The sequence below is a fragment of the Janthinobacterium sp. HH104 genome, from assembly GCF_001758715.1.
Classification (GTDB): domain Bacteria; phylum Pseudomonadota; class Gammaproteobacteria; order Burkholderiales; family Burkholderiaceae_D; genus Janthinobacterium; species Janthinobacterium aestuarii.
Window position 1 is genome coordinate 1 of the sequence record NZ_LRIB01000051.1, and the last position, 13,264, is coordinate 13,264.

The 13,264-nt window shown below is 61.4% G+C and carries 10 protein-coding genes; all 10 read right to left on the bottom strand.

Translation table 11 applies throughout. The annotated features are described in order from the left end of the window. Positions 1 to 198: 198 nt before the first annotated feature. The 10 genes from JAB6_RS23920 to JAB6_RS23965 all read right to left on the bottom strand — a co-directional run bounded on the left by JAB6_RS23920 (position 199) and on the right by JAB6_RS23965 (position 12,863). Positions 199 to 2,622 carry a glycosyl hydrolase family 18 protein gene (locus tag JAB6_RS23920; protein ID WP_083292960.1) on the bottom strand — a complete coding sequence of 808 codons (2,424 nt, stop codon included), beginning with the start codon at positions 2,620 to 2,622 and terminating at the stop codon, positions 199 to 201. A 103-nt stretch (positions 2,623 to 2,725) separates the two neighbouring features. Continuing rightward, positions 2,726 to 4,171, bottom strand: coding sequence for a glycoside hydrolase family 19 protein (locus JAB6_RS23925; RefSeq protein WP_254671784.1), 1,446 nt, complete (start codon positions 4,169 to 4,171; stop codon positions 2,726 to 2,728). A gap of 300 nt (positions 4,172 to 4,471) precedes the next feature. Then, positions 4,472 to 5,083, bottom strand: a complete 612-nt coding sequence (locus JAB6_RS23930; protein WP_070305078.1) for a c-type cytochrome — start codon at positions 5,081 to 5,083, stop codon at positions 4,472 to 4,474. A gap of 10 nt (positions 5,084 to 5,093) precedes the next feature. Next, the gene (locus tag JAB6_RS23935) at positions 5,094 to 6,320 is read right to left on the bottom strand and encodes a molybdopterin-dependent oxidoreductase (RefSeq protein WP_070305084.1); all 1,227 of its coding nucleotides are present in this window, start codon (positions 6,318 to 6,320) and stop codon (positions 5,094 to 5,096) included. Next, complete coding sequence (locus tag JAB6_RS23940; protein WP_070305086.1) at positions 6,313 to 7,740, bottom strand: amino acid permease; 1,428 nt, start codon at positions 7,738 to 7,740, stop codon at positions 6,313 to 6,315. Before JAB6_RS23940 ends, JAB6_RS23935 begins: the two co-directional genes overlap by 8 nt. A 291-nt stretch (positions 7,741 to 8,031) precedes the next feature. Next, positions 8,032 to 8,826 carry an ABC transporter permease subunit gene (locus JAB6_RS23945; protein WP_051959683.1) on the bottom strand — a complete coding sequence of 265 codons (795 nt, stop codon included), beginning with the start codon at positions 8,824 to 8,826 and terminating at the stop codon, positions 8,032 to 8,034. A 79-nt stretch (positions 8,827 to 8,905) separates the two neighbouring features. Next, on the bottom strand, positions 8,906 to 9,721 hold the full coding sequence (locus JAB6_RS23950) for a taurine ABC transporter ATP-binding protein (protein ID WP_034758559.1): 816 nt from the start codon (positions 9,719 to 9,721) through the stop codon (positions 8,906 to 8,908). 84 nt (positions 9,722 to 9,805) lie between these two features. Then, positions 9,806 to 10,819 (bottom strand): taurine ABC transporter substrate-binding protein, encoded by a 1,014-nt coding sequence (gene tauA, locus JAB6_RS23955; protein ID WP_139143492.1) that lies wholly within the window; start codon positions 10,817 to 10,819, stop codon positions 9,806 to 9,808. 162 nt (positions 10,820 to 10,981) lie between these two features. Further along, positions 10,982 to 12,421, bottom strand: coding sequence for an FAD-binding oxidoreductase (locus JAB6_RS23960; RefSeq protein WP_070305093.1), 1,440 nt, complete (start codon positions 12,419 to 12,421; stop codon positions 10,982 to 10,984). A 25-nt stretch (positions 12,422 to 12,446) separates the two neighbouring features. Then, positions 12,447 to 12,863, bottom strand: coding sequence for a nuclear transport factor 2 family protein (locus JAB6_RS23965; RefSeq protein ID WP_070305089.1), 417 nt, complete (start codon positions 12,861 to 12,863; stop codon positions 12,447 to 12,449). Positions 12,864 to 13,264: the final 401 nt, after the last annotated feature.

Genomic DNA, 13,264 nt, shown 5'->3' on the forward strand with positions numbered 1-13,264 from the left:
CGGTCAATGCGTCGAACAACGGCGGCCCGATCTATAACAACAATACCAGCGGCACGTCGTATGGTTTCCAAGTGGAAACTTGGTTTTAAGCTGAAACAACCCAGAAGCAAAGGCTGGGGTCAGACCCAACGGGTCTGACCCCGAAAAAAGGGCGGAACCTCGGTTCCGCCCTTCTCTGTTTACACTACCGGATTCAACTTACGGCAAGGCCACCGGCAATTCCGGGTACTCCTGCGTCAGCGCGTACTTGGTGCCGCCCACGGTGACCGTGTAGTTGGCCGGCCCTGAGATCGGCAGGCGGTAGTTCAAGGTCAGCGCGACGGAGCCGCCCGGCGCCAGCGATTGCCAGGCGGGAATCGCGAAACGGGCCCGGTTGTAGTTCTTCGTGAAGCCGCCGATATTGTTCGGCCCCGTGTAGCCGGCGTTGATGACCGTCAAGCCGAACCCAGACTGGTCGCTCATGTCCGATGGCGCCGACACGGGATAGTCGAACTCCACCACGGTGCCGCCCGGCAGGGTCGTGGCCGAGTTGTTCTTCACCGTCATCACCGGGTTGATGGGGAAGTTGCTGTCGCCCAGCTTCCAGCCGCCCAGGGTGATGCTGACGTTCGCCGCCGTGCCCGGCATGGCGATTTCGGCGCGCTTGTTGCCATACGCGCCAGCCGTGCGGAAGGCTTGGTACAGCACGTCCGTCAGGGTGGTGCCCATGAAATACTCGCCCTTGCCGCCATTGCGCGTGGCGTCCCAGGCATAGTCGCCCGCCATTTCCCAGATCATCACGCCACCGATATTGTTGTTGACGATGTACTGGGCCTTGGCCGCGATCGACTGCGTGGTTTCCGTGGAAATGAACACTTTCTTGGTCGCATTCCACAGCCACGGCGCCACCATGGTGCTGCTGTAATGCGGCACATAGGTGCCCACCAGCGCCTTGTCCGTGACTTTATAGGCGTCCAGGTAGCTCGGCACGATACCATTCTGCAAGTTCAGCGCATGCCAGATCGGATTGCCGCCGCCTGGCGTGGGTTTGCCCTGGGAATCAAGATCGAACCACACGTTGTCGATGCCCGTTGCGCCCGTGCCGCACGTCTTGGTGCCGGCGCAGGTGACCGTGGAACTGATCAGCGGCGTCGTGCCCCACAGGCCGTTGGTGCCGCCCGTCACATCCTTCCAGCCCCGCGTGTAGAACGGCACGCCGATATTGATGCGTCCCGCCTGCATGGCGCCCCGGTAGTAGCGGTAAGCCCAGTCCGTATTCAGATAGCCGATGTTCTGGAACTGATAGGCATTGCCGGCACGCAGTTCGCCATCGTTGCCGTCGTCAAACAGCGCCGCGTTCGGTCCCACATACTGGTTCCATGCGCCGTGCAAGTCGTAGCTCATCAGGCTGGCGTAATCGAGATATTTCAATCCCGACATGTTTTCCTCGCCACGCAAGACCCAGCCCGAAGCGGAACCGGCGATGGTGAGCAGATAGTATTTATTGTCCTGCACGGCCGCTTCGTCGAGCTTCTGGCGCAGCACTTTCAGCAGCAGGTTGTAGCTCGTCATCAAGCCGGCCAGGCGCGGCTTCGAGACGGCGAAGTCGTTCGGATTACCCGCTTCATTGTTGGTGGTCGGGTGTTCGTAATCGACGTCGACGCCATCGAAGAAGTTGTACTGGCGCACGAAGGCCACCATGGAATCGGCCAGGGTATTGATGCCGGCCGTGTTGATGCTGCCGTCCGCGTTCGTCGTGGCCGTGTAGAAGCCGCCGCTGCCGGCCCAGCCACCGACGGAAATCATCAGTTTCACGCCTGGATACTTCTTCTTGTATTGCGACAGCAAGTTGAAGTGGCCCTTGTACGGCAAGGACGGGTCCATGGCTGCCGCCGGCACGTTCGGCCACGTGAGGCCCGTATCCGGATTGGCGGCGCCGCTACCGATGGCGATTTTTGACGTGGCCGGATCGACGGATGCGAACGCATAGTTCAGATGGGTGATCTTGTCCCACGGCAGGTTATTCACGAGGTAAGTCGGGCTGCCATCGACGCCCGTGCGCCAGCTGGCGAAGTAGCCGACGATGCGCCGGTTCAAGCCATTGCCCAGCACTTCGCGGCCATTCGCGTCGTACACCTTGCAATACGGCACATTCGGCACGGCCGAAATCAGGCCGTCCGGACGGCAAGCCGTGGGAGTGGGTGTCGGTGTCGGTGTCGGTGTCGGTGTCGGTGTCGGTGTCGGCGTTGGCGTTGGGGTCGGAGTCGGCGTTGGTGTCGGCGTTGGTGTCGGCGTTGGTGTCGGCGTCGGCGTCGGCGTCGGTGTCGGCGTTGGCGTTGGCGTTGGCGTTGGCGTTGGCGTTGGCGTTGGCGTTGGTGTCGGCGTATCCGTCACAGCCCAGGGGCCCCACTGGTCGGTGGCGCTCGGGACATTGCCCTGCGTCCACCACTTGGCCTTGTAGGTGACACCCTGGTAAAGCACGCACTGGCCGCCCGTGTAGACGGTGGCGGCATCCCAGACGGCGCACGCCTCGACGGCGGCGAGCAAGGTGTTCGGGGTGGCGGTCGTACCGTCCTGGCCGCCGCCTCCGCAAGCGACGAGTACGCCGCTGAGCAGGGCCATCAATAATGCATTCGATTTCATGTTGTATTGGTCTCCGTTATGGTTTTACATCGAGAGCTGTTGCAGGCCCCTCGAGGGGCTCTTGTCAACTGTTATCCCTGGCTGGCTGGTCCTGCCTTTACTGCTACTGCAACTTCACATTCCAGTTGGCTTCCACGCATTTCACGTAGTTCCCCGCCAGCAAGGCGCTGTACGGGGTTTGATAGCTGACCAGCTGGCATTGGTTCTCGCCACCGGCGTTCCAGTTCTTTTCCCAATAAATGTTGTAGGAAGCGGAACTGGCCGGGGTGAAGCGCTGCATGTTGGCGCAAGACAATTGTTCACCGGAATAATCCCAGCCCATGTCGGCGGCAAACTGCTTGTAGTAATCGATGCGGTTTTGCGCCGCCTGCTTTTCCGTGCCCTGCCCGCATTCGGCGTTGATGATCATGATGGTGGTGGCGAAATTATTGCCCGCGCCAGCCGTCGTATCGGCCGCGTTCGGCACCCACGTGCCGTCAAGCACGTGCAGCATCGACGGCTTCGGCGGTTGCGGATAGACAAAGAAGAACGTGGCCGATGCCAGGTTCAGCCACGTCGAGGCCACCAGGTCCGGATTCTTCAGCAGCACGGACTGGTCGCCGTCATGCATGGCTTGCGAGAAGGGACCGTAGTTGTAGTTGTACGACAGCTGCTTGGCGCCGCGGCCGAAATATTTCTTGAAGCTGCCGTCGGCATTTTTGCCGCAGGTCCACACCTTGTTGAAGACGGGATCGGCGCACTCGACGTTGTAGCCGCAGCCGGCGCCCGTCTCGTCGCAGCCCAGTTCGCGCAAATACTTCAAGCCCTGGCGCCATTGCGGCAGCGGGCTGCTCGCGTTATGGTCGCCCGTTTCCTGCACGAAGTGGGCGAACATGGTGCTCAGGCTGTGGCGGCAGATGGCGTCCGCATTGCGCCCGTCGCTGTAGTCGTCGCACACGGCGGGAAACTTGGCAACGGCTTGCAGGAAACGTTGATACGTATAGCTGGCGTCGCGCGCGGCAAAATAGTAATCCCACTTCGCCGCCGGCAGCAGGCGCTCGACCCGCTTGACGTTGAGCGGGTTGCTGGCCAGTCCCGGCTGCACGGCCTCGACTGCCGTATTGCCCAGGGTGCGGATCGACGCCTTGACCTTGCGGAAGAAATCGTTGTTCGTCAGCGCCGCCTCGTTCGCTTCGGCCTGGGCCTTGGTGGGCACGCCTGGCGTTGGTGTCGGCGTTGGCGTGGGTGTTGGAGTAGGCGTAGGAGTCGGGGTCGGCGTCGGGGTGGGCGTGCTGCTATCGAGGCTCCACGGCCCCCACTGGTCGTTGTTCGGCGCCGTGCCCTGCACCCACCATTTGGCGCGGTACACCTTGCCGTCATAGACGGCGCACTGGCCAGCCGTGTAGACGGCAGCGGCGCTCCAGGCCACGCAACTGTCGCTGGCGGCCGTGGCGGCCAGCAGGGTCGATGGGGGTTCGGTGGTGGAATTGCCGCCGCAAGCGAGCAGCGCGCTGCCCAGCAGGCCTGCCATCAAAGGCGAGGCCAGCCGGCTAATTTGCCGTGTCTTCACAATGTCTCCTGAACGTTATACGAAAACTATCGAAGTAGCTTTTTATGTTGTACGTAAAGAAAGCACAGCGAAGCATCGGCTTTCTGCACAGAGAATGCGACGCCCCAAATTGGTAGTCAAGTGGTTTTATATAACGGTGTTTTTTACAGTACCAGTGCATGTGACCGCTGCATTGGCAAGCGATGCGGCGGCGAATGGGACAGGTAAAAAAAAAGCCCGCTGCACAACGGCAGCGGGCAATACCGCGCGGTATGGGTGGCGGCAAGTGGTATTAAGGGTTGCCGCTCGTCCGGGACGAACTTATCGGTTCAGCACGTACTTCGCCAGGGCCGCCGCGTCGGCTACACTGAGCTGGCTGAATGGCGGCATGGGCACGGGCCCCCATTTGCCGGAACCGCCACTGCGGATGTTGGCCGCCACGGCGGCGACTCCGTCCTTGCCCTTGTACCTGGCCGCCACTTCCGCAAAGCCGGGGCCGACCACTTTCTGGTCAAGCGCATGGCAAGCCATGCAGCCGTTCGCCGCCAGCAAGGTCTTGACATCCTTGCCGCTGGCGGCCGGGACCGCGGCTGCCACGGGTTTGGCGGCTGCAGCAGGTACGATGGCGCCCCGCTCCACGCCATAGGTTTTCACCAGGTAATCGACCATGGCCGGCACGTCCGCGTCGTCAAACTGGGCGCCAAACGGCTTTTTCATCTTCTTGACGGTCGCTTCCCAGTAGGCGCGCGGCGAAGCGGGCGGCTGGCTCGACGCATACTGGGCCGCGTGGCACGTCATGCAATTGCGCTGCACCAGCTGGTAGCCGGGCAATTCGCTGGCTTTATAGGTCGCCGTTTCCGGCGGTAAATGGATTTCCAGCGCGCACGCGCCGCCCGCCGCCGACAGTGCCAGCGCGGCAAACAATATCTTCATATGGTTCTCCTCAGACTGCCTGGATGCGCGTGGTTTCCACCACGTTGCGCATATAACCCATGGGATTCCACAGGGCTTTCATGGGCTGGCTCTGGCCGATGCGGTTGACGGCGCGCACCATCAGCAGGTGCTTGCCCTTGCGTGGCGCCTTCATGACCATCGTCCATTCGCGGAACGAAAAGCGTCCCAGGTCCTTGCCCAGCTTCGCCTCCTGCCACGTCTGGCCGCCGCCCACCGACACGGTCACCTCGCTGATGCCCTGGCCGCCGTCAAAAGCGATGCCGCGCAGAGCCAGGTCGCGCCCCGCTTTCACCTGCGCGCCATCGTGCACGCTGGTAATGAAGGAGCGCACGTTGAGGCGGCTGATCGGCGTCGTCTTGCCCACGGGCGTGCCTGGCTCGATGAAGCCGGAGCCATTGTCGGGGATGCGGTAGCCCGTGCTCATCCAGAAGCCGTCGAACGGTTTGTCGAGCACCGTGATATCGCTCAGGTGCTTGACCCAGTAGGTGCCATAGAAGCCCGGCACGATCAGGCGCAACGGATAGCCGTTGAGGAAAGGAATGTCCTCGCCATTCATGGCCCAGGCCAGCATGACGTCGCCAGCCATGATGTGCTCGACGGACAAGGCTTTTTGAAAGTCGGGACCGTCGCCCACGGGCGGCGTTTCCAGGCCATTGAAGGCGACCTGCACGGCACTGGCCGCGATACCGGCCTTTTCCAGCACGGTTTTCAGTGGAATACCCGTCCAGCGGGCATTGCCCATGGCGCCATTGCCCAGCTGCCCGCCGTTGGCGCGCGGCGTAAAGAAGCCGCGGCTGTTGCCCGAACATTGCGTGACAGCCACCACGTCGACCGGATCGGCCAGCTGCTTCAGTTCGGCCAGCGACAATTCCAAAGGCGTCTTCACCAGACCGGCTATGCGCAGCCGGTAGCTGCCGCCGTCTATGCTGGCGGGCAAGCCGCTCCAGTGGTAGCGCACGAAGAACGCATCGTTGGGCGTGATCGCGCCTTCGCTGAAGACGCTGAACGGCGTTTCCAGCTGGGGCGGACGGCTGGTCAGCAGGATCAGCGGACGCTTTTGCGGGAAAGCCACCAGTTCGCGCTCGCCATTTTCAAACGGCAAAGTCACTGAGGCGGACTCCGCCAAGGATGGCCCCGCCACGGCGGCGGCGCCCAGGGCGGCCGTCGTGCGCAGGAAGCGGCGCCGGCCTGCGGGCAACGAGGTCGTGTCAGACATGTTTGAGCTCCACTTTGGCGTCGTTGTCGCCGTTGCGGTCGTCGTTGACGAGCTTCTTGATGTAGTACATGACGCTCATGATAACCACGCTCAACAGGCCGAACCAGAACGACACGCGCTGCTCCGTATCGGACGACACGCTCATGGCGCCGAGGATCACCAGCATGGCGAAGATGGTGAAATACGTCAGGTAGGGGAACAGCCACATGCGCACCTTGATGCGTTCCGGGCATTCGCGCTCGAGGCGGCGGCGCAAACGCAATTGAGATATCGCAATGAGCAGGTAGACGAACAGGATCAGGATGCCGTAGGAATTGACGATGAAGGGGAACACGAGGTCGGCCGACACATACGATACGGCAATGGCGAAGTAGGCGAACAAGGTGCTGAACAAAATGGCGCGGATCGGCACGCCGTTCTTGCTCAACTTGACCAGGCCCGTGGGCGCATCGCCACGGCGCGTCAGCGCAAAGATCATGCGCGACGAGGCGTACAGGCTGGAATTGAGGGCCGACAGCACGGCCGTCAAAATGATGGCGTTCATGATGTGGGCCGCGTACGGGATATTCATGACGGTCAGGGCGCTGACGAAGGGCGTGGCGATGGCCGGCGAATCCCATGGCACGATGCACACGACAACAAACATGGAACCGACATAGAACATCAGCACGCGTGTGATGACGGAATTGGTGGCACGGGCGATGGCCTTGGCCGGATCCGACGTTTCGGCGGCGGCGATGGTGACGATCTCGGCGCCCGAATAAAAGGCCGTGGCGGCGACGGCGCCACTGAGCACCGGTCCCCAGCCGTGGGGCATGAAGCCGCCGTTGCTGGTCAAGAAACCCAGGGTCGGGATGCTGTTGGGCAAGCTGCCCGTGATGAACAGGGCGCCGACGAACAGGAAGACGATGATGGCGACCACCTTGATCGAAGCGAACCAGAATTCGAATTCGCCGAACGCTTTCACGGAGAACAGGTTAAGGATGGTCATCGAGACGAGCAGCACCAGGCTGATCGACCATGACGGCACGTCGGGCAGCCAGAAGTTGACGAGCTTGGCGCCGGCGATGGCTTCCAGGGCCACGACGACGACCCAGAAATACCAGTACATCCAGCCGCTCATGAAACCGAGGAATTTCGAGACCTTCGGCTTGTCGTCGAAGGCCAGGCGCGCATATTCGTAAAAGGAGCCGACCACGGGCAGGGACGAAGCCAGTTCTCCCAACATGCGCATGATCAGAACGACCAGGCCGCCCGTGAGCAGGAAGGACAGGATGGCGGCCGGGCCGGCGGCCTTGGCGATGACGCCGCTGCCGACAAAGAGGCCGGCGCCGATCACGCCGCCAATGGCGATCATGCTCATGTGGCGTTGCTTCAGCGAGTGCTGCAAGCCGGTACTGTTATGCGATTCGCTAATCATTTGTGTCTCCTAGTAATATCTGAAGCTCGGTGCGCCCTGGCCTGCTGCGGCATGTTTCTGCCGCGCGGCTTTGTTTTATTTAGGCAACACCGTCAAGCAGCATCGATACATCATCAAATCAGTCTGGTTGGCTGCATGCCATAAGTCAATCTGGAAATGCAGCGGCCCGGCGCGGTCGCCAAGGGGCAAGCGCGCTGGAGAATAAGTACGGGGTATTGCTGGGTTATTACTGGTTAAAAAAATGGGAGTGGCGGCAACACTTGTGGCGTAAGCGCCACTCCCAGGAACGTCTTACACCTTGCCCTTCCATGGCACGAGGGTACGTTCGAGGTAACGCATCATCAAATCAAACAGGAAAGCGAAGAAGCCGATCACGATAATGCCCATGATCACCACATCGCTGGCCAGGAACTCGGAAGCGCTGAGCACCATGTAGCCGAGGCCGCGCGTGGCCGCCACCATTTCGCCGGCCACCAGGGTGGTCCAGCCCACGCCGATGCCGATACGCATGCCGGTGAGGATTTCCGGAATCGCGGCACGCAAAATCACGTGCACGATGACCTGGAAACGCGTGGCGCCCATCGAGTAAGCCGCGTGGATTTGCTCCAGCGACACGGAGCTGACGCCGGCGCGGGCCGCGATGGCCATCGGTGCGAAAATGGCCAGGAAGATCAGGTAGACCTTCGAAAACTCGCCGATGCCGAACCAGATGATAACCAGTGGCAAGTAAGCGAGCGGCGGCAGCGGGCGGTAGAACTCGATCAAGGGATCGAAGATGCCGCGTGCCACGCGGTTGACGCCCATCATCACGCCGATGGGAATGGCGAACAGGCACGCCAGGCCGAAGGCGCCGAACACACGCACCAGACTGGCAACGGTGTGTTCCCACAGGGTGGCGCCGCCGAAACCGGTTGTCGCCGCCATGATGAACTTTTCATAGACGGCTTGCGGCGACGGCAGGAACAGCGGTTTGACCATGCCGCTGGCCGTCACGCCGAACCACAGCAAGAGCACGGCGATGACGGTGACTGTAGCGATGCGGCTGGAATTGCCCTGCCCCGGCGCCCCGAACGCTTCGCCTGGCATGGCGCAGCGGGGAGCGAACAGGCGGCCAAAGAAGCCGGCGCGCTTGGCGGCAGCGGGAGGAAATCCCACGGCGGATGGGCTATGCATGGGACACCTCCAGCTCTTTATTGACAGCGCGCTCGTCGCCATAAATGATGTTGAGCACCGTTTCGCGCATCTTGATGAAGTCCGGGCTCGATTTCACGGCGCGCGCATCGCGGCATTCGAGGAAGCGCTTGTTGAAATCGAGTTCGTACGTGTGCGTGATGCGGCCCGGACGGGGCGACATGACGATCAGCCGGTTCGCCAGGAACAGCGCCTCGTCGACGCTGTGGGTAATGAAGAAAAACATGGTGCTGGATTTGGCCCAGATATCGAGCAGCAATTCCTGGATGGTTTCGCGCGTCAGCGCATCGAGCGCGGCCATCGGTTCATCCATCAGCAGCATGGCGGGATTGCTGGTCAAGGCGCGGGCGATGCCCACCCTTTGCTGCATGCCGCCCGACAATTGATAAATCATATTGTCGTGAAAGTCCTTCAAGCCGACCAGCGCCAGGTTCTTGGCCGCCTGTTCGCGACGCTCGGCCTTGGCCACGCCTTGCAGCTTCAAGCCGAATTCCACGTTTTCCATCACATTCAGCCACGGCAGCAAGGCATGTTTCTGGAACACGACGCCACGGTCGGCGCCCGGCCCTTCCACTTTGTTGCTGCCCAACATGATCTCGCCCTTGGATGGGGCGATAAAGCCCGCCATCAGGCTGAGCAAGGTGGTCTTGCCGCAGCCCGAGGCACCGAGCGCGACGACGAAGTCGCCGCTATTGATGGTGAGATTGATATTATTTAAGGCATGTACGCGTTCACCGGCCGTCTTGCCCGGATAAATCACGCTGACATCCTTGACGTAGAGATTTTCCATCATGTGCCCCGCATAGGTGTAGTCACTTCAGTTCAACGCATTCTGTTCAGTCAGCGCGCCCGCAAGCGCGCCATCGCACAACGTTTACTTCAGCAGGCCGGCGGCCTGTGCATACCTGGGTGTCACATACTTGGCGTAATCGGTAGCCAGGGTATCGATCTTGCCTTCGCCCTTCAAAAATTGCGCCGTGGCCAGCAAGGCTTGCGCCACGCCGCCCTTGGCGCCGCCGCCGAGCCAGGCCGGCGACGCCTGTTCCTGCAGCGATGGGTAGGCGTACAGGGCCACGGAAGCGGCCACGTCCTTGGCGGCCGCGCCCGAATGCTTGACGTTGGCTTTCACTTGCGGGGAATCGATGCTCCACGCCTTCGGATTGGCGCGGTAGTCGGCGTCGGCAGCGGCCATCACCTTGACGAACTTGGCCATGAAGTCGGCGTTCGCTTCGCCCCAGGCGCGCTCGACGGCCATGCCGTCAAACGTGGCCTTGCCCTTCTTGCTCAATTCGCCGGACGTGACGAGGACCTTGCCGTTTTGCTTGAGCTTGCTCAAGGCCGGGTCCCACACGAAGGCGGCATCGATGTCGCCACGCTCCCAGGCGGCAGCGATCTGGTTCGGCTGCATGTTGAGCAATTTCACTTCCGTGGGCTTGATGCCCCACGTTTCGAGCGCGAACATGGTGTGGAAGTGCGTGGTGGAAACGAAAGGCACGGCGATCTTCTTGCCGCGCAAGTCCGTCGGCTTGGCGATGCCGGCGCCATTGCGGGCCACCATCGCTTCCGCTTCATTGATGTCGTCGATGATCCAGAACAGCTGCAAATCGACGCCGCGGCTGACGGCCGCCGTCAAGGGACTGGAACCGATGACGCCGATCTGCACGTCGCCGGACGCCATGCCGGTAGCCACCTTGGCGCCCGAGTCGAACTTGCGCCAGTTGATTTTATAGCCGGTGGTTTTTTCCACTTCGCCGCTGGCGATCGCCACGAGGAAGGGACCGTTGATTTCCTGGTAGGCAATCGTCACTTCCTTGCTTTGCGCGAAGGCGGTACCGCTGGAAGCCAGGGCGACGCCCAGCACCAGGGTGCCGAGGACGGCGCGGCGCATCGTTGAAAAACCTGTTTTGCTCGGGGTTTTGCTCGTATTTGTGTTCATGTCTCACTCCAAGTTATTGTTATGTGTGAACGTTCGGGCAATAACATCCTTGCGGATGGCGCCGCTGGCCGGTCTATGCCAGCTCATGCGACGACTTGAACTGCAGTGCTGCTTTTAGAAAACTTCATCTTTCAAGTGATACCAGCGGTACAGGAAGCGCTGGCCCAGGCGGCGGAACGGGGCGAACGCTTGCGACTCGACCAGTTCCATCATGTTCGGGTACGGCAGTTTCGAATTGAAGATCGGCAAGCCCGTGTCGCTGGCCTTGCCCGCGATGCGCTCGGCCATGCGCCGTCCCGCCTGCGCCGAATACATGACGCCGTTGCCGCCGTACCCGAGCGAATAGAAGATCGACTGCTTCGGGTCCGGTTGCACGATGCGCGGCATCATGTCGTGGCTGACATCGACCCAGCCCCACCACGAATAATCGATGGCGATACCGGTCAGCGCGGGGAACTTGCGGTGCAGATCGTTGATCAAAAACTGTTTGTATTTGTCGTCCGGCGCGTCGGCGCCCGTGATGGCACTGCGGCTGCCGATCTGCACGCGGTTGTCCGGCATCAAACGGTAGTAGTGGCGCAGAATGCGCGTATCGGTGATCACCTGGTGGGTGCGGAAGTTGCACGCCTCGATTTCCGCTGGGGTCAACGGACGCGTGACGAGCGAGTTCGACAGAATCGGCAGCAGGCGGTTCTTCACTTGCGGATGCAAGTGGGGCGAGGTGTAGCCGCCCGTGGCCACGGCCACGGAACGGGCACGCACCACGCCGCCCGGCGTTTGCAGATAATGCACGCCGTTGCGCGTTTCCCAGCCCATCACGGGGCTGGACGGATGCACCTTGGCGCCCAGCGCACGGGCTTTGCGCAGGTAGCCGAACGCCAGCTTGCCTGCGTGGATGCCGATGCCTTCCGGCTCGTGCAGCGCGCCGGCCGCTTCCTTGTCGTCGACGAATTCGCGCTTGACGGTGTCGGCGTCGAGGATGCGTGCATCGTACTTGAAGATCTCGCGCATGATCTTGGCTTCTTTTTCCAGCGCGGGCATGGCTTTCGCCTTGTGGGCGATATACAGGTGGCCGCCCGGCTGCGGGTCGCAATCGATGTCGGCCGTGATCTTCTTGAACGTTTCCATCGCGTCGCACACTTCCGCGTGCAGTTTCAGGGCCGTGTCCATGCCGTAGCGGTCTATCCACTGCGAGCGCTTCAGGCGGCCCGTCGTGCATTGCGCCTGGCCGCCGTTGCGCGTGCTGCAGCCCCAGCTGACCCGGTTCGCTTCCAGCACGGTCGCCTTGATGCCGTGTTCCTGGGCAAGGAAGATGGCGCAGGACAGGCCCGTGAAACCGGAACCGATGATGGCCACGTCGACGTCGATGTCATGCGTGATGGGGCCGTCGTCGGCCGGCGGTTCGCCGGCCGTGCCGATCCAGTAGGTGGGCGCGTAGGCATTGCCATGGCCGGGGCGCTGGGCCACCAGCGGATCGTAGGCGGGATCGTAGGACGTGCGGGCGGCGGTGCTGGTGCCCAGTACGTCAGATGGGGTGTCGACAGGTTTGTTCATGATCATTCCCGGTGAACGTGCTGGCTCAGGCTTTGTTGCCGGTAGCGACCGGTGGGCGATCCTTGCGGAAGGCATTCTTCACGGCGATCTTGCCGTCGCGGAAAGTGAAGATGTCGACCATGCGCGCTTCGATGCGCGTGCCGTCGGCCTTGGTGCCGGCAAACGTCGATTCCGTCACGCCGCGCTCGCCGCTGACGAAGTGTTCTGGATTCAGCCAGGCGGCGTCGGGGAAGGTTTGCCAGGCCAGCTCGAATCCGGCGCGCACGGCGTCGCGGCCGACAAAACTCTTGCCCAGCAAATCAGGTCCGGCCACGGCGTGGAATTCGCAATCGTCGGCCATGGCGGCCATCAGGGCATCGATATCGTGGCGGTTCCAGGCATCGCCGAACGCTTGCAAAAAGTCGATGGTGACGGCGTCGGTGTGCGGTACAGGGTGGTTCATGGTGGTCTCCGTAAATCGTTTTTTGATACGCTACGTTCCGTTTTTTGTCTTTTATTGAATTTAAGCCTTAAGCATGGGCTTGTCAAATCAAATAATCCAAAAAACGGGACGCCTTGTATTCTTTAGTGAAATTATGATACTTCCGTGACAATGTGTGAGAATTTCGTCACAGCGCTGTGTCGGATTACGCCGGGCTTGCGCCCGGCTAATCCGACCTACGCACGCGCCATCCGCTGTGCGTAGGTTGGATTAGCCCGCCAGGGCGTAATCCAACACTCCAGCAGCAAATCAGACGTAATCTTTATATTTATCCAGATGCCGCACAGGTTTGCTCAACGCATCGCGACGGAACGGGTCGCCCAGCTCGCGCGTGCACATGATTTCGATGATGGTCGTCTTGC